The organism is Aeromonas eucrenophila, from assembly GCF_000819865.1.
Classification (GTDB): domain Bacteria; phylum Pseudomonadota; class Gammaproteobacteria; order Enterobacterales; family Aeromonadaceae; genus Aeromonas; species Aeromonas eucrenophila.
Map to the genome: position 1 here is coordinate 447,108 of NZ_CDDF01000001.1, position 24,667 is coordinate 471,774.

9 protein-coding genes are annotated in these 24,667 nt (G+C 53.6%); 2 read left to right on the forward strand and 7 right to left on the reverse strand.

Features of this window, described 5'->3' with window-relative positions; genetic code table 11:
• Window positions 1-91 precede the first annotated feature (91 nt).
• Both BN1124_RS01870 and BN1124_RS01875 read right to left on the reverse strand, forming a co-directional pair.
• The gene (locus BN1124_RS01870) at window positions 92-1,498 is read right to left on the reverse strand and encodes an MFS transporter (protein WP_042638538.1); all 1,407 of its coding nucleotides are present in this window, start codon (window positions 1,496-1,498) and stop codon (window positions 92-94) included.
• Between the two features lie 163 nt (window positions 1,499-1,661).
• Window positions 1,662-2,678, reverse strand: coding sequence for an iron-containing alcohol dehydrogenase (locus BN1124_RS01875; protein WP_197066152.1), 1,017 nt, complete (start codon window positions 2,676-2,678; stop codon window positions 1,662-1,664).
• Window positions 2,679-2,811: 133 nt separating this feature from the next.
• Between BN1124_RS01875 and BN1124_RS01880 the strand changes: the two genes are divergently transcribed.
• Window positions 2,812-3,774, forward strand: a complete 963-nt coding sequence (locus tag BN1124_RS01880; protein WP_082041394.1) for a LysR family transcriptional regulator — start codon at window positions 2,812-2,814, stop codon at window positions 3,772-3,774.
• 468 nt (window positions 3,775-4,242) lie between these two features.
• Here BN1124_RS01880 and BN1124_RS01885 read toward each other — a convergent pair whose 3' ends face one another.
• Window positions 4,243-15,909, reverse strand: coding sequence for a peroxidase family protein (locus tag BN1124_RS01885; protein WP_082041395.1), 11,667 nt, complete (start codon window positions 15,907-15,909; stop codon window positions 4,243-4,245).
• A gap of 1,604 nt (window positions 15,910-17,513) precedes the next feature.
• Here BN1124_RS01885 and BN1124_RS01890 point away from each other — a divergent pair.
• On the forward strand, window positions 17,514-18,158 hold the full coding sequence (locus BN1124_RS01890) for a LuxR C-terminal-related transcriptional regulator (protein ID WP_042638542.1): 645 nt from the start codon (window positions 17,514-17,516) through the stop codon (window positions 18,156-18,158).
• Between the two features lie 130 nt (window positions 18,159-18,288).
• On the opposite strand, the gene BN1124_RS20590 is transcribed toward BN1124_RS01890, so the two are convergent.
• The 4 genes from BN1124_RS20590 to BN1124_RS01905 all read right to left on the reverse strand — a co-directional run bounded on the left by BN1124_RS20590 (window position 18,289) and on the right by BN1124_RS01905 (window position 24,175).
• Window positions 18,289-18,927, reverse strand: coding sequence for an SCO family protein (locus BN1124_RS20590; protein ID WP_082041396.1), 639 nt, complete (start codon window positions 18,925-18,927; stop codon window positions 18,289-18,291).
• 52 nt (window positions 18,928-18,979) lie between these two features.
• Complete coding sequence (locus tag BN1124_RS01895) at window positions 18,980-20,911, reverse strand: multicopper oxidase family protein (protein WP_197066153.1); 1,932 nt, start codon at window positions 20,909-20,911, stop codon at window positions 18,980-18,982.
• A gap of 109 nt (window positions 20,912-21,020) precedes the next feature.
• Window positions 21,021-22,385: an HlyD family type I secretion periplasmic adaptor subunit gene (locus BN1124_RS01900; RefSeq protein ID WP_082041397.1), complete on the reverse strand. Its 1,365-nt coding sequence runs from the start codon at window positions 22,383-22,385 to the stop codon at window positions 21,021-21,023.
• Window positions 22,382-24,175: a type I secretion system permease/ATPase gene (locus BN1124_RS01905; RefSeq protein ID WP_082041398.1), complete on the reverse strand. Its 1,794-nt coding sequence runs from the start codon at window positions 24,173-24,175 to the stop codon at window positions 22,382-22,384. The genes BN1124_RS01900 and BN1124_RS01905 overlap by 4 nt, the downstream gene beginning before the upstream one ends.
• Window positions 24,176-24,667 lie beyond the last annotated feature (492 nt).

Consider the following 24,667-nt stretch of genomic DNA (forward strand, 5'->3'; position numbering starts at 1 on the left):
GGCGTGAAAGCGTCGATTGATTTCCCATAAACATCGCTCCTTTTTAGCATCATGGCTCCCGCCGTGCACGGGCTCCGCGCAGGCTCAGGGGCTAGCGGGCGTTGAGTGGTGAGACTTGCGCCTCAAACCGGATGTAACGAGCCGATACCATCAGGGCGCAGAGGAGGAACAGGGCGGCGCCCTCCAGTGCCAGGCCAGTGTGCAGCGCCATGCCGGCGGGATCCTGCAGGGGCACATCGCCACCGGCATAGACCACCACCAAGATGGCGAGCCCAAGCGAAGCACCGAGCTGATGCGCCACGTTGAGCAGGCCGGAGGCCGCGCCGGCATGGCGAGGCTCGACGCCAGCCACCCCCGCAATCATCAGCGGCCCCAGCACCCAACCCTGCCCCAGGCCGATGAGGATCATGGGTAGCAGCACGCCCCCCAGATAGGAAGCCTGGGTGGCCGCGAGTCCCAGCCACAACACGCCAATGAGACACAATGACAGGCCGCCGAGCAGCAGAGTGCGCTGGCCGACACGGCGCGCGGCGGCAGGCACAGAGGTGGAGCTGACAAACTGGGGCAGGGTCACCGGCACGAAGGCCAGTCCCGCCAGCATGGGCGAGAAGCCCAGCACCCTCTGCAGGTATTGCGCGCTGAAGAACCAGAACCCGGCCATGGCACACAGAAACAGCAGGCGCGCCAGGTAAGCACCGTTGCGCCTTGCATCCCCGAGCAGACTCAAGGGCAGCAAGGGTTGTTCGGCGCGCCTCTCCATCCACAGAAAGCCTGCCAGTAGCAGCAACCCGGCGCTGATACAACCCCAGGTCAGCGGAGAGGACCACCCCGCCTCGGCCGCCTCGACGATGCCGAACACCAGCAGGCACATGCCAAGGGTGGAGCCGATCGCCCCGTTCAGATCGAAGCGGCCAGGGTGCAGCGGCGTCTCGCGGATATACCGCAGGCTGCCGACCATCAGCAGGATGCCGATGGGCAGGTTGATCAGAAAACCCGCGCGCCACGAGATCAGATCGGCCAGGAGGCCCCCTAGCACCAGCCCCACGGTGGCACCTATGCCGGCCGCCGCGGCGTACCAGGCCAGCGCACGGGTGCGCTCGTGCCCCTCCTCGAAATGGGTCGAGATCAGCGCCAGCGTGGAGGGAGCCAGCACGGCGGCGCCAACCCCCTGCACGGCGCGAAAGCCTATTATCCACTCTGCTGACTGGGCGGCGCCTATGGCCAGGGAGGACAGGGTGAAGATCCCAAGGCCGACAATGAACATGCGCCGCCGGCCGAGGATGTCCCCCGCCCGCGCCCCCAGCAGCAGGAAGCCGCCAAAGGCGAGCGTATAGGCATTCTGGATCCACGACAGGCCCGCCGGGGTGAAGCCCAGCGCGGCCTGGATGCGGGGCAGACCGGTCAGCACGATCGAGATGTCGATGACGATCATCAGGTAGCTCGCCATGATGATCGCCAGCACGGCGCCGCGATGCTCTGTAACGGAGGCGGTATTCATGCTGCGCTCACCGGGTTGCCACACTGCGTTGCCCGGTGTGGGTGGCGGGCCAGCTGGCCGTCGGCACCCAGGCTCGAGGTCGGGCTCATGAAGCATTCTCCTTCTGGGGTCAGAAAAAGGGGCCTGTGCTTGCACCGGCCCCAACGCGCATTCCGGCATCACGCTACAGCGCCTTGCGCAAGATCTCGGTCAGCACATCCCGGGTATAGGTCTCGGCCAGGCCAAACCAGCGGGCATTGCCTGCCAGGTTGTCGAGGATGGCAGGCAGCTCGGCCTCAGTGATACCGAGCTGGGACAGCCGGGTGGGCGTACCAATCTTGTCAAACCACTGCTCCAGCGCCGCTATCCCCTCTTCCGCGCCTTGCAGGCCGAAGATCCGCTCGGCGAAGCGCTCGAACTGAGCCGGATGCTGGCCCTGATACCACTTCATCCAGGCGGGCATCACCACCGACAAGCCGGCGCCGTGGGGCACATTGAACAGCGCGGAGAGCGAGTGTTCGATCATGTGGTTGGGGTAGCCAAAGCCCGAGGTGCCGGCGTAGGTCAGGCCATTGAGGGCCAGGGTCGACGCCCAGGCGAATTCGGCGCGGGCGTTGTAATCGGTCGGATCCGCCAGCAGGGCCTCGGTCGTCTCCAGCACGGTCGCGATCACCGACTCCACCAGGCGGGACTGGATCGCCGGCTGTACGGTGGCGGTGAAATAGCCCTCGATGGAGTGGGTTATGATGTCGGCCGCGGAGTAGACCAGATAGTCGCGTGACACCGTCTGCATCAGCGCCGGGTTGACGATGGAGAGCTTGGGGAAGGTATGCACCGAATTGATGGCAAATTTCTCCCTGGTATCGTCATTGGTGACCACGGCCCCGCTGTTCATCTCGCTGCCGGTCGCCGCCAGAGTGAGGATGGCATCGACACTGTGCTCACGCGCCAGTGCGATGGCCTCGCGGACCCTGGACAGCAGCGGGTTGCTGACGATGCCGCCGCACTCGACGAAGCGAATGCCGTGGTTGCCGAGGCTGGCGCTCACGACGTCAAACAGGCCGTCGGCCTTGATGCGCTCGCTGCCATAGGTCAGCAGCACCTTCTTGATGCCGTATTGGGCCAGGATCTCGCCGATGAGCCGCTCTTTATCTGTGCCAAATTCGATCCGGGTCGGGTTGTAAAAACTGAAGTTGTCCATCTTGCTGCCTCGCAGGGTGGATGCCGGGTGGCATCTCGATGGAAGGCACTATAGAGGCGTGACCAACATCGAACTAGACGACAAACAGATGAATCAGTTACAACTAAACGATGTAAATACGTGACAAACAACCATGATCAGCGAATTGCGTTCCATCACCACCTTCGTGCGGACGGTCGAGTTGGGCAGCCTCAGCAAGGCGGCCGAGGCCCAGCAGATCTCCCCCCAGGCCGCCAGCAAGGCGCTGCGGCAACTGGAGACCTATCTGGGGGTGCGGTTGTTTCATCGCACCACCCGCAGCATGTCGCTGACCGAGGAGGGGCAACGCTTTCTGGAGGCGGCACAACCTGCCCTGCTGGCCCTGCAGCAGGCGCTGTCGGCGGCGCGGCAGACGCGAGAGGATTTTGCCGGTCCGCTGCGGATAGTGGGACCGCGCTCTGTGGTTCAGCTGGTCATAGGCTCCGTACTAGACGAATATTGCCGGCTTTATCCCGAGGTGCAGCCCGACGTGCAGCTCGACGATCGCATCGGTAACTGGGTGGAGGAGCGGGTCGACGTAGGGCTGCGGATCGGCATCTCCCCTCAGGACGGCTTGATCGCACGCCGGCTGTTCCCGTTGCAGCTGATCATCTGCGCCTCCCCCAGCTATCTGCGCAGACACGGCGTCCCGCTGACGCTGCACGATCTCAACCTGCATCGCTGCAGTCTGTTTCGGCACGCCGGCTCCGGTCGCCTCATCCCCTGGCATGTGAAAATGGGCGAGAGTATGCAAGAGCACCTCGTGCGCCCGGCGTTCTCCACCAATGACGAGACTGTGGAGTTGGGGGCTGTGCTGGCGGGTGAAGTCATCGGCCAGATTGCCGGGCCGACGGCGGCGGCGCACATCCGTGCCGGGAGGCTTGTCCCCCTGCTGCTCGAGCACATGACAGATGTACACAGCCTGCTTCTCTACTACGGCAGCCGCGCGGCCCAACCCGCCCGGGTGCGTCGCTTCATCGACCTTGCGGTCGAACGTCTGACCGACAACCCGGCGTTTTTGCTCGGCGCCGACGAGTTACGCATCGCCCATGCCAACGGGAGAGCCGCGCTCGGCTGAGGTGACGAGACGAGTGACAGTTCGCTGGTGTTTATCCGCAAGGGGAAGCTGTGGCTTGTCTGATAACAAGAAGGCTGTCAGAACGCTGACTATTTGGAGCCTGACGGGATCCTGGCTGGCAGTGAGGTATGAGGTAATCGAGGTAGCGGCGATGGCTCGCTACGGCTGTCAGAGTGTCTCGGGCATAATGAGATATCAGCCATGGTTACGGCGATCACGGGGAGGCCTGGTGACGTTGGTACGCGATGGCTTGAAGACTGAGGCAGCAATTTATTGCGAGCGCTCCTGTCGTCCTCATCAAGTAGGTGATCAAGGGCTCTTGGAGGGATAACTGATTGATTGTCGCTTGCACCATAAGCCGACATAATTTTCCATAAAATTTAGCCACTTATGACTTAATTGCCATAAAAAGGGAGGGCATCGACTGCCCTCCCCCTTCGTGGTTCACACTCCCTGTAACAGTACTCACTAAGACAGAAGGAAGTCTGTTGCAGTGACGGTTGTTGCATCGGCTACACCGACCAGGCGGATAGAATCAGCACCTCCGAAGTTGAGCAAGGTATCCGCACCAGCATCAATGATGGTGACTCTGCTGGCAAAGGTCGCCGCTGTGATGTTCAACGCGGCAATATTGATCCGATCCTGGCCTCCCGCTGCGTTGACATCAAAACCAGTGATCCTATCGGTCCCGAAGCCTGCAGCAAACAGGAAGATATCATTACCACTGCTGGCATCCATAGTGTCGTTACCCGCGCCACCAGTGACAGTATCATTTCCTGCCCCCCCATTCAGGATATCATTGCCAGCACCACCATTGAGGACGTCATTACCGGCTCCGCCAGTGATGCTGTTCGCCAGTGTATTACCTGTGCCGTTGAAATTGCCTAACCCGGTGTAGGTCAGATTTTCGACGTTGGCGCCGAGTACATAGCTCGCCAGACTGGTTCGCACGGTATCAGTACCACCATTCACACCCTCGACCACCACGTCCGTAGCCACATCGACCACGTAGGTGTCGTTACCTGCGTTACCGACCAACCGGTCCGCGCCCGCACCGCCATTGAGCACATCGTTGCCAGCTCCGCCGGTGATGATGTTGGCCAACGCATTACCGGTACCACTGAAGTTGCCAGATCCTGTACGGGTCAGGTTCTCGACATTGGCACCGAGTACATAGCTCGCCAGACCCGTCTGCACAGTATCAATACCGCCATTTACGCCCTCGACCACCACGTCCGTGGCCGCGTCAACGATGTAGGTGTCGTTACCAGCGTTACCAACCAACCGGTCCGCGCCCGCACCGCCATTGAGCACATCGTTGCCAGCACCGCCGGTGATGATGTTGGCCAGCGCATTACCGGTACCACTGAAGTTACCAGCTCCTGTACGGGTCAGGTTCTCGACATTGGCGCCGAGTACATAGCTCGCCAGGCTAGTCTGTACGGTATCAGTACCGCCATTCACGCCTTCGACCACCACATCCGCGGCCACATCGACAACGTAAGTGTCGTTGCCAACATTACCGACCAACCTGTCTGCGCCCACACCACCATTGAGCACATCGTTGCCAGATCCGCCAGTGATGATGTTAGCCAGCGTATTACCGGTACCGCTGAAGTTGCCTAACCCGGTGTAGGTCAGGTTCTCGACATTGGCGCCGAGTACATAACTCGCCAAACCAGCCTGCACGGTATCAGTACCGCCATTCAGACCCTCGACCACCACGTCCGTGGCCACGTCAACCACGTAGGTGTCGTTACCGGCGTTACCGACCAACCTGTCTGTGCCCGCACCGCCATTGAGCACATCGTTGCCAGCTCCGCCGGTGATGATGTTGGCCAGCGCATTACCGGTGCCGCTGAAACTCCCTAGCCCGGTGTAGGTCAGGTTCTCGACATTGGCGCCGAGTACATAGCTCGCCAGACCCGTCTGCACGGTATCAGTACCGCCATTCACACCCTCGACCACCACATCCGTGGCCACGTCGACCACGTAGGTGTCGTTACCGGCGTTACCGACCAACCTGTCTGCGCCCGCACCGCCATTGAGCACATCGTTGCCAGCTCCGCCGGTGATGATATTGGCCAGCGTATTACCGGTACCGCTGAAGTTGCCTAACCCGGTGTAGGTCAGGTTTTCGACATTGGCGCCGAGCACATAGCTCGCCAGGCTGGTTCGTACGGTATCAGTACCGCTATTCACCCCCTCGACCACCACGTCCGTGGCCACATCGACGACATAGGTATCGTTACCTGTCCCACCGTTCATCACGTCTGTGCCCAGACCACCGTTGAGAGTGTCATCACCATCTCCACCGTTGAGGACGTCGTTACCGATCCCACCGGTGATGGTGTTGGCCAGCGCATTACCTGTGCCGCTGAAACTCCCTAGCCCGGTGTAGGTCAGGTTCTCAACGTTGGCAGCCAGCGTGTAGCTTGCCAGACTGGTTCGTACCAGATCGGTACCATCGCCCAGCGCCTCGGTGACAGAATCACCAGCATTATCGACCACAAAGGTGTCATTGCCAGCACCACCGTCCATCAAGTCAGCACCCAGACCACCGTCTAGAATGTCGTCACCGGCACCGCCGAACAGCTGGTCAATGCCCGCCAAACCATTCAGCACATCATTTCCACCCAGGCCAATCAGCACATCATTGCCCGCGGTACCGGTCAGGATATTAGGCGCGTCTGTACCGGTCAGCACGACACCTGACACGGCTACCGTTGCCGCAGAAATAACCGTTTCCTGCGCACCGAAGCCGTCGATATAACTCACAACTACGCGTAGCTGCAGACCTGCCTGTGCCAAACCAGTGGTGAAGGTTTCGGCGGTCGCTCCATCGATGTCAGTGAATGTGCTGCCAATACCTTGCTGCCACTGGAAGCTGAATGTTCCCAGTCCGTCTACATCGGCAATGTCAGCAGGCAGCGCGACCAATTGTTGCCCCAGCGCTGGCGTCGTATCACTGATCCGCAATATCCCCGTTGGCAGATCGTTGACGTTGGCCACCGGCCCGACCAAGTCAGACTCAACGGTTTCCGCCACACCGAAATCATCCACATAGCTGACAATCACACGGATCAACTGATCAACATTCGCCTGTGACAGCGCCAAACTACTGGTTGTCGCCCCCACAATGTTGGCAAATCCATCACCGCTGTCGGCCTGCCATTGATAGCTGAACCCGTTGCTGGCCAAAGCATTGCTTAAACCATCCAGTTCGATGATGTTCGCCGGGTCAAGAGTCAGCAGCTGGTTCTGCTCAGCCACCCCGGTGATGATCGCCCCTAGCGGTGCGGTATTCGCCGCCGAATCAACGATCTCCAGCGTGCCCTTGGTATCCTGATACACAGCACGGACGCGGATGTTCAGACCCGCCACATCATCCGCCACCCGGTAGGTACTACCGGTTGCCCGCGAGACCTCACCGGCGGCGACAAAGGTGATGTCTTCATAGACGCCCGAACCCGCCACGTTCTCAACCTGCCAGTAATAGGACACCGCACCGGTAATAGCGCCGGTTGGATTGGTCCCACTCACATTGTCCAGATCGTGCACGGCCCGATCACTGACCCGCAGCAGTTGGCCAGCAACCGATGTATCGTTACGCACACCGGTGGCAGCATCGAGGATCGCCAGGTGACTCGTCGGGTCGTTGTTCACGGCGGTGCCAAATCCCGATATCGCAAAGTCTGAGAACTGCAGGCGCTCTATACCGGTCAAGCGATCAACGCCATCACGCCCAGCCACCGAATCAGTCACGATAATGGTATCGCCATCTTGAACAACGTCGTATTCCCCCGCAGTACCAGAGAACAGCGCAGTGTCATAGCGATCATTACCGGTCAGGATCTCCCGCACTATGACCAGTTGGCCCGGGTTGTAAGTACCGTTCAACATCGACTGTACCATCGGCTCCATGCTGTCGAAGGAAGCGATTTCCTCACCAGTACCATTCGCGTTCTGCCGTACGCTGATGCGTACGTTCAGCCACTTGTCACCATCGATGATGTCGTCTCCACCACGACCCTCGATGAGGTCGCTGCCGCTCCCACCAAGAATAATGTTGCCGCCATCAAAGAAGGTCGCCCCTGCTGGTAGCAGGTCTGCCAAACCATTGATCAGGCTGATGTTGGTCAGCACGCTGCCCTGTGCCCCTGCAGTGGGAAGCGTCGTGGCATTTTCGTTGTCGCCGCGCAAGAAGTCTCCATGCGACGATCCCGACAGACCTTCCATGATGTCGAACCGCACTAATGCCGAAGCACCTGACCCCGGCATCGGCGGCACATCGAAGAAGCGGTCGCTGTAATCGATGGTCACGCCTTGAGTGAGATCCTTGAAGGTCGCCCAGTCATAGCCCGAACCACCGATATAGCGGTCACCGAAACCAAGGCTGCCGACCATGATGTCGTCGCCACCCTCGCCGTTGAACTTGTCGTTCTCGTTGCCACCGATGAACACATCGTTACCGATCACCGGATCGTTGCCGAGCGGGTCGAAGTTGTCGCCTGGTGCGCCGTCTGAAGTCCCTTTCTCGATCCAGTCGTCACCTTCGTTGCCCATGTCCTGTTCGTTGGCCTTGCTGCCCAGGATGAAGTCATTACCCTGGCCGCCAATGGCTTCGGAAGCATCCTCACCGGTGATGATGAAGTCATTGCCAAAACCACCAATGATCAGGTTGACGCCGTTGCCTCCGTGCAACACATCGTTGCCGTCGCCACCTTGGATATTATCGTCACCACCCATGTCGGTGATGATGTCGTCACCCGCCCCACCGCGCAGCTGGTCGTTGCCGTAACCGCCTTCGATGCGATCGTTGCCACCATCCCCCCACACTGTGTCATCCCCCTCACTGGCAATGAGAATATCGGCACCATTGGTACCGCCCAACACAATGTGCTGGTCGCCGGCGTAGCGGATGTAGTTGGTGTCCGTCCCGGCGGTCAGTGGGTTGTCGCGAAAGACCACCTGCTCGCCGTTTGGACCCAGCGGATCGGCGTTACCCAAGCCATCGTTGAACTGCTTGGTGCTGTCCACTTCCAGATAGAGTCCAGGGTCGGAGAACACCAGACCCGGCAAGTGCGTGGCCGAGCTGTTGGCCATGATCAACTTGGCAAACGAGTTGCTTTCCAGTTCGGCATTCATCGACAGACCGGAAGTCCGCTCCAGATAATAGAAGCGGTCGCCGTCCTGCAGTTTTTCCAGCTGGTTTTCGAACACAAAGTTGAAGGTGGAGCCGAGCATGCCGCCAAACGGATTTTTCTCTTCGGCCAGACCACCGATCCACAGATCGATGTCGTCGACCCCCGTGACGGTCACACCATTGGGCAAACTGGCGTAGTCACCGGTGCCGTTGAGGAATGCGAGGCGATCGGCGGGAGTCGCGGTGAACACACGTTCAGTAAGGGTCCCTCCATTGATCACCGCACTACCACCCACGGTCAGAGCCAAGGCAACGGCGCGTTTTTCCTCCAGGGTATCGACATCAGCTGCCTGCAATGCGGCGTGTATGCCATAGGCCGCAATGAAGTTGATCAGCGATGCAGGGTGCTTGAGATGCTGTACCAAATCGGCCCAGCTAGTGTACGGCTTGAGCTGGGTGTCACCGGTTTGGCTGTAGATCTCACGACGCACCGCATTGAACGAGGGGATCCCCACGTCGCGGCCGCGAGCAATGTTGATCGCCGGCAGATCCAGTGGCAGGCCGAGCAAGTTATTGCGCAATGCCTCGGTGACGAACTCATCGATTTCGTTGCCAGCTTGGCGAGTGGCCCCACGGATAATCGCACTGGTCGCATCCTCTGGGTTATCGCCACTGGCCACGTAGGCCAGCGGGTTGAGGAAGGCTGCGATGAGGCCAAGTTGCTGATCAGGAGCTGCACTGTTCGGATCGTTGACCACATTGAAATCAATGTCGTAGCGATCGACAGTCTCGGTCAGCATGGAGTGGCCAAACCGATACACGGTGTGGGCAAACTCGGCGACGATAGAAGGGTCGAGGTTGACGTCATAGACCTGAGTCGGCGCAAAGAACAGATCGACGTTGGGCTGGATAGTCCGTGCAAACTCTTCAAATACCAGGTGCTGGTACTGCATCTCGGTACCGAACTTGGCAGCCTGGAACAAGCGCTCTCCATCCCACTGCAAAGTGGCAGCATTGGCCAGAGCCTCGCTCACCGAGCCGACGTCGACCAACAACCATTCGTTGATGAAGTCCAAGTCATTCGAGTCGAGCACAGTGTCTTTGGTCTGCGCGACCAGACGGTTGTGCTCGGAGTGAAAGATCGCATGCACCGTGGTCAGACCGATATTCTCATTAACCCGGCCGTCACCCGCAATGTAATGCGCATCCAGCAGTTCGTTGTCGTAGGCCAGATTGTTGCCTTGCGGCCCCACTGGCACGGCATTTCCGGTAGCCGTATCGCCATCAGGAGCAAGATCGTCAGCCGTGTTGGCGACACCGTCTGCACCAAGACCCGGCGTGAACACCACTTCCGCATTGTGTGCTATGTCGTTGAGGAAGGCATGACCGGTGCGTACCGCGTTGGTCAGACTGATCGGACTGGCTGGATTGCCTTCGACTTCTGTCGTGATGTCGTCGGCCGTTCCTGCGAGTCCGTCCGCACCATTTCCAGTGCGGATGACCACCATCGGGAAACCATTTGGTCCCTTGATGAAGTTACCGTAGGCGTCGGTTGCCAGCAGCGGCACGTTTCCGACATCGGCATCGGTCAAGTTGATCCCGAGCATTTCACGAGCCTGCGCTTTAACCACCGCCCAGGTTGCCATACCACCGATTTCGACACCCAGCGTGCCATTGGCGTTGATCTCGTGATTGGTGATCAACCGACCGGTCGCATGTGGGTCACCGTCAGGGCCGATTTTGTACTCACGCAAAAACACCTGATGTGACGGATGCGAACTGTAAGTCTGGTTTTGGTCCACGAACGGCGTGGTCGTGTTGGTGTGTTCGTGAATGTCGTCGGCCGTGCCAAGCAGCCCATCCTGTCCCGGCAGGTTAGTCGCACGGGTCAGCACCATGAAGTTGGTATTGCCGCCCACCACATATAACGGATCGTCCGGTTGCAGCGGAATATATACCGTCCCTGAGCCGCCCTTGGTGACCAGATCCAGACCATGATCGAAGAACTGCCCGAAGAACGTCATCAAGGAGTTGAATGGTGCAGACAATCCTGCATCAGGTGCTGTGTTCTCAAACAGGAACACATCGCGGTCATCGGCAGTCCCGAACTGACCATCCATGCCTGGGCTGGCCACTATGCGCACACCATCCTTGAGCACGTCATCGTTACCCGTCCCCACGATGCCAAAGTTCAGCACACCGTCTGCACCCGGGTCGTAAGCTGCGGTATAAGCCGCTGGATTGTTCGATGTCTGATCAACGATCAGATTGCTGATGGTGCGCGGTTCGGAGTCAAACACGGGGCCGCTGTTTTGCGCATACGAGGACCCTGGAATGGCTGGCGAGCCAGGACCAAAGAAACCGGCAGGTGCACCTTGCGCCTGATTGAACACCGGATCGGTCAGCCGCGGGAAGACATTATCGGCAGCACCAAACTCGGTGTTATCGGTGCCGTTGAGATTCATCAGGTTATTACCGCTACCATCCACATGGCGCAGCCCGAGAGGCGCACGAATATTCGGGATCAGCGACAGAATATCCTGACCAGCCGCCTCAGCTTCGGCAATCTTGATCTGAGCGAGAATGAAGTTGAGGTCGGAGCGAACCATGTTCAGGCCCTCTCCACCCGCTGTGGCATCGACCACCGGTATCGGCGCAGTCGGTACGACTGTCGCACCGGCAACGACGGCAGTGGTTGGCTCGGAGAACAGCATCTCAGTCGTGCCATGTGCATCCTGATAGATCGCCTTGACCCGCAGCGACAAGCCAAGGAGATCCGGAGAGACTTTAAACGTGGTGCCGTCGGCACTTTGGAACGCCAAGTCACCGGCTGGCAGCAGAATGATATCCTCAAACACCCCGCTACCTGGAGTGGCCTCGAACTGCCAGTAGTAGGACACCGACGAGGTGACCGCCCCGGTCGGATTACCTGGATTGCCCGGAGTCACCGCTACTACGTTGTCAACATCGAGCACACCTAGCATCGACACTGTCAGGGTATCACCCACTCTGAGCGCCCCACCGTTTCGATCAATGACGGTCGGTGAGCCGTTCGGTTGTGCGTTCCCGGCCGCCAGCACCCGCTGGCCATCAGCAAACTGCAAACGCTCGATATGCAGCAAGGTATCGGTACCTTCATTGCCAACGTTGTCGGTCACCGTCCAAACATCATCCGTCGCATCGTTGGCAGTGCCTGCGCCACGAGTCTGCGTCACCGTGTAATTAGTTTGCACGCCGGAATAAATCGCTGTGTCATACGCAGCCCCACCTGTCGAGGTGCCGGGCAGGATTTCCCGCACCGCCTTGAGTTGACCTGGGTTGTAAGTGCCATTGATCATCGCCGGGATCATGTCGGTCATGCTGTCGAAGCTGGCGATTTCAGGGCCGGTATGATTAACGTCACCAGGTGCGTAAACGGCGATCCTGACGTTGATCCATTTGTCACCGTCGATCAGATCATCGCCGCCGCGCCCCTCAATCAGGTCGCTGCCATTACCGCCAAGAATGATGTTCCCGGTGGCAAAACCGGTCGTCGGCAAGCCTGCCTCAGTCAGGAACTCCATGAGCCCCCGGATCAACGCCACATTGGTCAACGCACTACCGGTGGCCCCACCGTGGTTGACGATAGTGGCCGCATCGACATCATCACCTTTGAGTACATCGCCAAACCGCGAACCAGACAAACCTTCCACCTCGGCGAAGCGGTCAAGAATCGAGGCCGGCGAGGCCCCGACGGGATTGAACACCCCGGCATTTTGATTTGGCGCGTTGCCGTGTGGCTGGGCCAGCGCAGCCAACGACAAATCGACGGTGACACCGACGTTGTCGTTCTTGTAGGTCACCCAGTCGAAGCCGGACATGCCATCCATTTTGTCCTGGGCATCGCTACCAACAAAGATGTCGTCCCCCCCCTCTCCTATCATTTCGTCGAAACCACCACCGCCGACAAAGATATCGTTGCCAATCACGTCGTCAGTCAGTAAGGGAGCAGCATTGTCACCAGGCGCACCATCCTGGGTGCCATGTTCGATCCAGTCATCGCCTTCGTTGCCGGTCGGTGGCAGGTTGGTCTTGGCGCCGAGGATGAAGTCATCCCCCCTGCCGCCAAAGGTGGTAGTGATGTCTTCGGTGGTAATAATAAAGTCCTGCCCATCGCCGCCGAGGATCAGGTTACCGGCGCCGCCGACCAACATGCTGCCGGCAATGATGACGTCGTTACCTGCATTGCCTTCGAGGCGATTATCTCCGAAAGAGTCTGTGATGATGTCATCACCGTCCCCCCCCAGTACGGCATCGTTCCCGGCACCGCCCTCGAGACGGTCATTGCCAGCGTCGCCGTACACTGTGTCGTCGCCGTCACCTGAGATGATGGTGTCATTGCCAGCGGTACCGCCCAGGACCATATGGTCTTCCCCGGTGTACTGCAGGTAGTTGTTATCTGGACCGCCGGTATTGGGGTTGTCGCGGATCACCAACGGTACGATTTCAACGCCGTTGATCATGATGCCACCCGTCGGATCGGCGCGACCATCCGCCCCCAAACCCGTAAACTGCTTGCTCTGATCGACTTCAAGAGTAAAGGTCGGTGTCAGGAACACTGTATTCGACAAATGGGTGACGTTACTGTTGAGCATGATCAACTTGGCGAAAGAGTTGTTCTCCAACTCGGTGCCGAAGTTCATGCCCGCAGTGCGTGACAGATAGTAGAAGCGGTCGCCATTTTGCAACGCCTCCATCTGGGTTTCGAACACGAAGTTGAAGGTCGACCCCAGCATGCCACCAAATGGCATTTTCTCCTCTGCCAAGCCACCAACCCAGAAGTCTATGTCGTCCACCCCTGTGGTAGTGACACCATTGACCATCGCATAGTCGCCGGTGCTATTGAGGAAGTCCAAGCGGTCAGCTGGTGACCCCGCCCCCCCCAATACCAGCGCCAGGGCTGCCGCACGCTTGTCTGCCAACGTGGTTGCGGCCGTGATAGTGTCGTGTATCCCATAGGCTGCAATGAAATTGATCAGTGATTCGGGGTGCTTGAGGCTGTCCATCAGGTCTACCCAGCTGATGTACGGCTTGAGCTGGCTATCCCCGGTTGAGGCATAGAATTCCCGGCGAGCCTCGTTCAGCGTGGGGATGCCGGTGTCGCGACCACGTGCCAAGTTCAATGCTGGCAAGTCAAGCGGCAAACCGAGCAGATTGTTACGCAATGCTTCGGTGACAAACTCGTCGATCTCGTTGCCCAGCTGGCGGGTGGCACCGCGAATGATCGCTCCAGCCGCTTCGTCCGGTGATGAACCACTGCCCGAGAACGCCAACGGGTTGAGGAAGGCAGCGATCAGGCCAAGTTGCGAGTCTGCATTAGCCGGGTCGGTAAGGAGCGGATTGAAGTCTGGGTCGAAGCGATCGACTGTTTCGGTCAACATTGAGTGGCCGAAGCGGTACACCACGTGGGCGAACTCGGCGAGGATGGCCGGGTTGATTGAGGTGTCATATCCGTTGGGGGCAAGGAATTCGTCGATCTGCGGCTGCACTGTCCGCCCGAACTCTTCGAACACCAGGTGCTGGTATTGCATCTCGGTGCCAAACTTGGCGGCCTGGAATAACCGTTCGCCGTCCCACACCAACCCTGCGATTTGGGCGGGTGTAGTTGGGAAGCTGCCCACGTCATCCACCAGCCACTCATTGAGGAAGGCCAGATTGCCGGAGGCAAGGAGGGTGTCCTTGGTTTGCTCGATCAGGCGGTTATGCTCGGAGTGAAACACCTGGTGCACGGCGGTCAGGCCGATGTTCTCATTCACCCGCCCGTCACCGGCAATGTAGTGGGCGTTGAGCAGTTCGTTGTCATAGGTGCCAGCAGCCAATGGGCCAGTGTTTACTACATTGTCGCCATCGGCTGCCAGGCCTGCTGTGGGCGCAGCATTATGGGCAATATCATCGAGGAAGGCATGGCCGGTATGTACGGAGTTGGCCAGGCTGACCGGTGTACTGAGGCTGCCTTCGACAACAGAGCCATCGGTCATCATCACTTGCGGGAAGCCGTTGGCCCCCTTCAGGAAGTTACCGTATGCGTCGGTCGCCAGCAGTGGGACGTTGAACACATCTTGATCTGTCAGGTGGATACCGAGAATATGCTCGGCCTGTGCCTTAACCACAGCCCAAGTGGCCATACCACCAATTTCGGCACCCAGCGTTCCATCTGCATTGATAACGTGATTGGTGATCAACCTGCCAGTCGCCACAGGCTCACCCGCCGCATTAAGGACATACTCGCGCAGAAACACCTGGTGCGAGGGGTGTGAACTATAGGTCTGGCTTTGGTCTACAAACGGCGAGGTGGTGTTGGTCTGCCCATCATCGGCAGTGCCAATTTCACCGTCCGCACCCGCGGTGCGCACCGCCCGCGACAGAACCATGAAGTTGGTTGGGCTACCCTGCACGAACAGAGGATCATCCGGCTGCAGTTGAATAAATACTGTCTCAGTGTTGCTCTTGGTGACTAAGTCGAGGCCGTGATCGAAGAACTGGCCGAAGAAGGTCATCCATTGATTGAAACCTGCCGTCAGACCAACATCCGCCGATACGTTAGGGATGAAGAACACTGGCTTGTCGTCAGCGGTACCAAAAACGCCATCCAGCCCCGGGCTAAGCACTGACGCAGCACCGCCATTCGCCGCCACCGCAGCCGGGTTGTTAGCGGTCTGATCAACGATCAGGTTGCTGATAATCCGTGGTTGCGGGTCAACCACATTCCCTGCTGCGTCGTAGCCCGCTAGAAATGAGGGATCTAGCAAGTGCTGGAAATCATTATCCGCAGCGCCAAATTCACTTTGTCCGGCGACCAAGTTGTTGTAGCTGCCATCAACGGTACGCAGACCGAATGGCACCTGGCTGTTGGGTAGCAAATCGCTGAGTTCAGCGCCGTCGGCATGCGCTTCTGCAATAAGGATTTGCTGGAGGATGAATTCCAGATCCGACATATTGAAGTTGGCCATTTTCATTTCCCTTGATCTATCTGGGGGAAGGAAAGGAACAACAAAATATCCTGCCCGCACCCCATCAGGCGCTGACTTCCGCAGCGTGTTGGTTCAGCCTTTTGGCAATAGCAGATACGAGATTGATGAAGCCGTTAGCCCGTATCGACGCCTGGAGCTCGCACAATGAGTCACTCACTGGACAATTCAGGCAGAACTAATCAGATCTCAGGGGGACCATGGAGGCAAGAAATAAAAGCAACCGTTCTAAATAGCTTCACCTCTATGCAAAATATAAAAATGATCGACATATCCTACTCCATCAAAAATATCGTCTTTCATTGCCAACATAATGATTGGCTCCAGCTGGAGCGATATTTTCATAGTTTCAAAGTTCTATAACACGCAAATCTTTCAATACTCAAACAAGCCTACACAAAATTATAAAGTCACATATATTGACAACCGAGAGTTAACCGTTCAACGAGTAATGGTAAAATTACATTTTTTTCAAAAAATGAAAATACAGAAAGAGATAACCAAGTGAGTATGTTTTTATTTTCAGTCTAGAGCCTATTTTATACACACTAACTACAGTGTAATACACAGATGCCTTTTGTCACTTGACAGGAGTATTTTTAAAAAAATATACTACTACAGTATCAGTGCAATCGGTCTACACCGTTTAAATTATTGGTAACGACTGATGCCACTTACCTTAAGTCACACCAAAAGAAACCAAGAAAGCCTCTAACTACTCATTTACAGAAACACTTATAAATAGTTTAGCCGTATTATATCCTTATCTATCATTAATTAATGGCAATGCCTTCCTATCAAATACCGGTAATACTTTCACCTCAGCAAGCACTAATACTTTAATATCAGGCAGAGATAATGCACTCATATTGACTACAGCAATGGTGCGCAAATACGAATAACATAACTTCTCAACAACAATTGAATTTTCATTGTGATATATCATGAAGACAGCTGATATTCCTTAATTTTATTAATTAACATCTGTACCAATCATTGACTTCCTATCTTATAAGGAGAGCGATCTGCCGAGAGGCTCCACCTGCGTCGCCTTATCACTGGTAGGGCCGCCGGGAAAGACGATTCAACCACTCCCTCCTGTAGGCGTAGCGCGCGAGCTATCAATCGGGACTGTCACTTGACAACTGGTTGTCGCTATAAAAACAGTCTCAATATATTAAATATGTAGTTGCCATCAATTGGCTCTATCACCAGGAGAAATGGATGGCTATGTCGTGTAGTATGCCAGCTATCTCAGTCGAAGCTGTTCAGGTTCTCCCAGTAGAGGCAATACGGAAGCTACTCTACCCGTATTAAGAGGGACAAGTGAGTGCAATCCCTCAATAAAAAATATTAAATTGTTTAAGATCATTACATTACGAGTTGATACTTGCATACTGAACAACGTCCTCACAAATCCCCCCGTCTACTCTATTATCAAGAAATACTGTTCTATGCTGATTTGAACAATGCCTCATGCCTTTTTCATACTACATAAGTGATAAGTGCGAGGTTTACGTTATGGCCCACAACAGCCCAGAAAGACTAACTTAAACCGATAGGCACACCGTTCAAGGACGATTCCTATGAAAATAGAGACTCCATTGATACTGGTAACCGAAGCTAATGTTCAGGCGACGACCCTAACTACGTACCTGGCAGCTCAGCTCGGCACACCAATAGGCTTGATCAATCACCCCAATCAACTATTGGAGATCGAGGGTTGCAGCCTGTTTTTGATCGATCTTGACTACCTCAAATACAGCCAGCTGCTTAGCTGGAATCGGCATATCACCACCTTTGAGTTAACCAACACGGTGCTACTCAATGCACCGGCCAGCGCGGATCTCGATCTATTGCTCATGTGGCCAAATACCAGCGGTCTCTTCTTTCATCAGGACCCCCTGGATCGCCTAGCTGCAGGCCTCAAAAAGGTAGTGCAAGGTGAGTATTGGATCCCGCGCCACCTGCTATCTGAGCTAACCAATTACTATCGGCAGGGAATGGTTCTCGCTCAGACCAACCAAAATCTGCTCACAACCCGCGAGTGCGAGATCATTCGCTGCCTGATGACGGGTGCCTCCAATGTTGAGATAGCCAGTAAATTGTACGTCAGCGAACATACTATCAAATCTCATCTCTATAATGTTTTCAAGAAGCTCAACGTAAAGAACCGATTGCAGGCAGTCATCTGGGCCAAGGAATACCTAGATATAACAAGTTCGAGCTGATGTAGGTCTGCCTGCTCTGCCGCTGATGGTTGATGACCTGGATCAAAGAGCCGTGAAAATTTCCTTGATTGTATGATCTTTGGAACAGGGCCCACTTTTATACCATTTCCTCTAACCCGACAGATGGTCATTATGTCACCTGCTCTATTAATTTAAGTATCTGGTCTGGCTTGGCTAGCGCGGGTGCCATACTCCAGCGTGACAGCCTATTATTGCCAACTCTTAGCATTCCAGTATGACTTGTGCTGAGGCCATCAAGGGCAGGATCGGGATCATAGAACCCCATGCTATAGCGTACCAATTTTATCATCTCAGGTTTACCTGTCAGAAATAACCAACCTGGTGGTATATGGTGCTGCTTCACATAATGTGATAAATGAGTAACTGTATCTTCTTCTGGTCTTAGCGTTATTGAACACATTTGAATTGGTATGCCTTGCATTTTTTTAGCAATTAAGCGTTGCACTTGCATCAGATTGCTTGTGGTTAATGGACAGCTATCCATACAGTCGGCATACATCATATTAATGAGAAGAATTTTATTGTTCACTACATCGTCATAAAATTTTATTTCTTTGCCTTCATGTGTCCACAGAGGAGCATTAGGTATATTGCTTGGACCAAATTTGGGCACGTCAAGCACTACTTCAACTACTTCTTTTTTTTCTTTTTTGGCCGCAACAGGAAAACTAGCCATGATCGTGGCTGCGACAGTTGTCGCACCCAAACCCAGGATAAAATGCCGACGATTATTAACATTGATGTCCATATACGTATACCCTACTTATTGAAAAGGTCTATGTTGAGTTAACAATAGTCTGCTATGAGCCCTCTACAATATCCCAACGAAGCATCATGGCATGATCCTCATGAATCAAATTATGACAATGCATGACGTATTTTCCGGTACAGTCTCGAAATTCTAAATACACTCGAGTGATCGAGTTTGGTTCTAATACATATACATCTTTACGTCCTTGCTCGTGAAGGGGGATGGGTACTTTCACCCCATCAATAAATTTGCTTAATATTCGACCCTCTTCAAAGTGAATATGAATAGGGTGCTCCCAACCGCCAGAGTCATTCACCAACTCCCACACTTCTGCCGTTCCCTTTTTAACTTTTACTGTGGGTTTTGTAACATCAAATATCTTATCATTGATAACCCATAATCCACTCTTATGCTCAAATTCGAAACGCCGCACTGGTATATTCAACCGTTTGATTTCTTCCTCTGACAATGCAAATTTATCCGCAGGAAGAGGTCTTAAATAATCCCTAATTTCACTAAAGTCATCAACAATGCCCATGTCATAATCAATGACAATTTTCATTATGCGTTCACCAGGTAACACCACCTTATCCGGCTTGCGAGTCGATGTTTGCGTTAGTCGGTTAACCAAAAAGAGCTCCGTCTTGTTAGGATATCCTTTAAAGTCCATGACGATATCAGCTCGCTCGGCAACACCTAAAGATACATTCTTTACACCCCTGATCGGTTTTGGCAAAAGGTTGCCATCATTGGCAATATAAACGAAGGGTTGAATTACATTTTTTGCATTAACAACTGCCAAGTTATAAAATCGGCTTGGTCCACTATTTAGAAGACGCATTCTATATTTACGCGGGCTCACACGCCACACTGGTTTTATGCGACCATTAATAACAATTTTATCCCCCAATGTTCCTTCTGGATTTAACTGGTCATACAGGAGCTTTCCTTTATCATCAAAGTGTCGGTCACAAATGTTGAAGGGGTAATCATAATCACCACTCGGCAGGTGGAGAGCGTCATTGTTAGGATCTTTCTCATTCCCTGAATCCAGCTCATCAAATAACAAGTAGAATCCGGATAAACCACGGTAGACGTTTGGGCCGGTAAAGTTTTCAGTATGATCATGGTAAAATAAAGTACCCAAGGCTTCCGTTGGATCTCCAAGGCTCAACCCAGTGGATCCAAAAGGTGGCCAATCTACTGTGTTAGTAAAATCTGCTTTAAGATTGAGATACAGATGGTCTTTAAAACCACCGGCCTTGGTTAATGTTGGCCCGTACTTTGTTGAACTATACCAATCACCAGGAAAACCATCGCTTTCTGAACCAGTATGCAAGTTATGCAGGTGGGTGGATATATAGGGTGCACCGAAACCGACATGCCCTGCTGGTAATTTATTCCATATCCGACAAAGAAGAGGATGCCCATAATATGCCGCAACTATGACACTGGGCATCTCCGGTGACTTTGTTAATACAGCGCTATCCTGATAGCCCCATATTGGTTGCGCTGGATAGTTAGGATGAAATACCCAATTAAATTGAACTGCAAACAATTCATAATATCTAGACTTAAAATCTGCAAGATTTTGTGCATGCGTAACCTGGGCCCAAAATGGATGAGGAAGACGACCCGCTTCGCCCCCTGCAATATTAGCTGTTTCTTGAGGTATAGGAGAAAGATCACGGGGTTTTAAATAGGTGATATGTCGAGGCAAGGTGTACCCCCACCCAGCAGTTGCTGGACTTGGTGGTAAAATAGGTGCCGTCGTGACATCATCATCATCACTTCCTGCCTGAGCTAGATTATGATTCACCAATGCCGATGTGGCATATAGCAAGCCAGCTGAGTGCAATAATTCTCGCCTGGTTACTGAGCGATTTAATACTGAGTGCTCTTCACGTCTCTCATTACCACCATCTAATTCAATTGGAGTCAGCGATTTTTTATCTTCCATGTCTTTATGTGAAAAGTCCATATTAACCTCTCTAGAATGATCCAATCAGTAGCCTGAGATGGCAAAAATCAGTTTAACTCCGTTACCAGACAAATATATAACCTTTCGTTGTCATTGACAGACCTCCATCTCATTGCTCTTTAAATGATTTATCAAATCGTTCTAGCAAGGGCTTCAAAAGATAGCTAAGCAGTGTTCTCTCCCCTGTCTTAATGGTAATACTAGCAGGCATACCAGCCTTTATTTGATGGGTTCCTAATAATTTCATTCCCGCATCGGTGACCCCAATCTGAGCTAAATAATAAGGTTGGTGACTTGCTTCATCAATCATTCTATCTGCTGATATTGTGATGACTTTACCTGGGATAATAGGAGTCTGGGCATGATTAAATGCAGGAAAACTAATACTAACTGGCAGGCCTGATTCCATTTTATCAATTGATTGTACAGGTATCATCGCATCCACTTGTAGTGGTTGATCGCCAGGTACCACATCAAGTAAGGCTCCTCCAGCTTGGATCACCCCTCCTACCGTCGTCACGTGTAACCCTAAAACAACACCACCAATAGGAGCACGGATCGTGGTATGGTCCACATCATAATCTGCTGAATCGAGTTCATCCTCTAATGTTGCAACTTCCTTTTGCTGTGCGGTCAATTCGGTGACAACATCACGCTTGAATTCATTAGCTCTCTGCAATAGCTGAAGCTTTATTTCATTTATCTGACTGTATATACGACCAATATTAACGATATCTTCAGCGAGCTTGCCACTGATATCTGCAGATTCGCGCTCAAGTGTGAGTAGTTGCATTTTGGGGTAGTAGTTATTCTTACTCAAACGTCTAATCGCGTCTAACTCCCGCTCTATCAACATTAATTGCCGCTTACGTGAATATTGTACTTGGCTCAGACCGCTACTTTGTGCCAATGCACCTTGCAATGTTTCTTGCAAAATAGATGCCTCTCCTGCATTTGCATTCCGTCGTGCTGCAAATACCTTCTGCTGTAAATTGATGGCATCAGCCAAGCGTGGATTATCTTTAAACCGAGCAATAGTTTTTGGATCAAATTGCACCTCAGGAAGGCCATCCCGTTCAGCCAACAAGCGATCTTCGATCGTCTTCGCCACCAGATATTGGGCCTCGAGGGCATTCTGACGTGCAAGCACTTGGGTTTTATCCAATTGCAGTAAAGGTTGCCCACGTTCAACCAGATCCCCCTCCTTCACATAAATATCACTTACTGTGCCGCCGTTAAGGTGCTGCACTGTTTTTCTATTGTTGGCTATCGTGACAGTGGCATTTGCAACAACACCAGCATCCAATGGCGCTATAACGCCCCAAAATAAGAAGCTACCCAGCCCTATCACAATAACGAATAATCCGATCAGCAGTGGCCGCATCACCTGGACGTCAACTTCCCCTTGCCAATCTGCAAGTGGTGAAGAGGTCTCTTGCAGCGACAGTGAATCATTTACCGCGAGTTCTTTCATGATGACTCCCCTGTTCGTACAGCTTTTTTCTGAATATTAATGCTGTCTACTTCTGCTTGGGTAATCTCCGTGGTGATATCAGCCCCCTGTACGGGAACAGATCGCAACATGCTGGCCTCTCGCAGTGCAGCAAACACTTCATCGCGAGTACCAAATGCTTTCATCATGCCATCACTGAGCAGCAAGACTTTATCCACGACGCCCAGAATGGTTGGCCGGTGAGAGATCAACACCAATGTGTGACCTTTTTGCTTAAATCTCTGGATCGCTTGGATCAGGGCCGCTTCCCCCACATCGTCCAAGCTAGCATTGGGCTCATCCAGGACTATCAGTGCAGGATCACCATAGAGTGCCCGCGCTAACCCGATTCTCTGTTTCTGCCCGCCTGACAACAAGCAACCACCGACGCCCAGAGGGGTCTCATATCCAAGTGGAAAACGCAGGATCATCTCATGCACCCCGGCCAACTTGGCTGCGGCAACCAGCGCCTCACTATTCAATTCTCCGAAACGAGCAATGTTTTGCGCGACTGTGCCGTCGAACAGCTCAACTTCTTGCGGCAAATAGCCAAGGGATGCGCCTAATTCGGCTTTATCCCACTGATAAATATCGGCGCCATCAAGCCGAACCGTCCCGGACTGAGGAGCCCATATCCCCATCAACAACCTTGCCAAAGTCGACTTGCCACAGGCAGAAGGGCCAATGATCCCGAGTATCTCACCTGCAGAAAGAGTAAAATTGAAGTTACGCAAGATGGCTGGCCCACCGCCAGGGGCCGTGGCAAAGACCCCTTCAACCGAGAGATTCCCATTCGGTCGCGGTAAGGATACCTGTGCAGGGCGAGCGGGATAGTCATTGAGAAGGGTCAGCAAGCGATGCCAAGTTCCTCTAAATTGCAGCAACAATTTCCAGCTCGATATTACCTGTTCCACTGGTGTTAAGGCGCGACCAAGAATGATAGAGGAGGCGATCATCATGCCAGGCGTGATCTCACCCTCTATCACCAGCAAGGCTCCCGCTCCCAATGCGAGGGATTGCAGCAATACCCGAACAAAGCGGGTAATACTGTTCACAAACACGGCACGATCCGAAGCCATTGTTTGTAGACCCAGCACCTGACGCTGCAGGGTTAACCAATGTTGGCGCATGGCAGATAACATTCCCATCGCCTCGATCGCTTCACTATTACGTAACTGGTTATTAATCAAGGCGCTGCCCGCCATCGACAATTTATTGGCTTGAGCCAAGGGCTTATTGGTGAGGTTTTCCGTTATCAAGGCCAAAATAACCAGCAGGCTGGAACCAAATAATGTGAGCCAGCCCAGCAAGGGATGGATCAAGAAGGCAACGGCTAAATAGAGTGGAGTCCAGGGGGCATCAAAAAAGGCAAACAGGCTATTACCTGCCAAGAACTGACGGGCACTGGTCAAGTCTGAAAGAGCCTGAGCAGGAGTACCTTGGCCTTGGTGAAGGTTACGCTCGAAGGCAGCACCAAATACTCGTTTATTTAGTTGTTGTTCTAATCGATTGCCGATCCTAATCATCACCAAACCGCGTACACCCTCTAGCATAGCAATAAGGAGATAGACGCCAATTATCAGTAACGTCAGCATAAAAAGAGTGGTTGTATTCTGGCTCGCTAAGACGCGATCATAAACTTGCAGCATATAAATCGAAGGGGCAAACATCAATAAGTTGATGACACAGCTAAACAGGATCAACGTTGCAAACACTGGCCTAGCACTGAACAGTGCAGTGGTGAGTTCATTATGTGCTCCGAGAAATTTCATTTCTCACTCCCTTTATAGGCCATCCTGACCGGGAAGGTTAAGCCTCAAAAATTCAATCAGTTCGTTTTACGAGAAGTTTAATCTCATTTGATTCAGCACCGACTAGATAGGATGTAAAAAAATTAATTACAAAACGGAATAACATCCATCTCACCAACATCACATTCTCATTATGTGATTCTTTATCTCACTAAAACAGTCTAGCTGAACTGTAGCCCTTACCAATATCAATTTGCGAGGATGCTTTAACATTAGTTAGTGATGGTGCTTTCACATTAACAACATCTTAATGCTTCCACATCAATCAATACTAATGCTTTAATATTAACTGGTACTAATACCTCTATATTAATTAGTGTGGTACTTTGAGAGGCCCCATTTATGTCATGTTTAAATAAACCCAGATAATTAGATGCTTTGGAGTCTCTCAAAGTTTTTTGTCACACTCTACTGGTGATAACTCGTTGTGGAAACTGTATCTGTGCTTGAGAG

Excerpts from the sequence above, each read along its gene's own strand:
- BN1124_RS01895 (WP_197066153.1), bottom strand. The coding sequence starts at position 20,911 with ATGGACTTTTCACATAAAGACATGGAAGATAAAAAATCGCTGACTCCA.
- BN1124_RS01900 (WP_082041397.1), bottom strand. The coding sequence starts at position 22,385 with ATGAAAGAACTCGCGGTAAATGATTCACTGTCGCTGCAAGAGACCTCT.
- BN1124_RS01890 (WP_042638542.1), top strand. The coding sequence starts at position 17,514 with ATGAAAATAGAGACTCCATTGATACTGGTAACCGAAGCTAATGTTCAG.
- BN1124_RS20590 (WP_082041396.1), bottom strand. The coding sequence starts at position 18,927 with ATGGACATCAATGTTAATAATCGTCGGCATTTTATCCTGGGTTTGGGT.
- BN1124_RS01875 (WP_197066152.1), bottom strand. The coding sequence starts at position 2,678 with ATGGACAACTTCAGTTTTTACAACCCGACCCGGATCGAATTTGGCACA.
- BN1124_RS01870 (WP_042638538.1), bottom strand. The coding sequence starts at position 1,498 with ATGAATACCGCCTCCGTTACAGAGCATCGCGGCGCCGTGCTGGCGATC.
- BN1124_RS01905 (WP_082041398.1), bottom strand. The coding sequence starts at position 24,175 with ATGAAATTTCTCGGAGCACATAATGAACTCACCACTGCACTGTTCAGT.
- BN1124_RS01880 (WP_082041394.1), top strand. The coding sequence starts at position 2,812 with ATGATCAGCGAATTGCGTTCCATCACCACCTTCGTGCGGACGGTCGAG.
- BN1124_RS01885 (WP_082041395.1), bottom strand. The coding sequence starts at position 15,909 with ATGGCCAACTTCAATATGTCGGATCTGGAATTCATCCTCCAGCAAATC.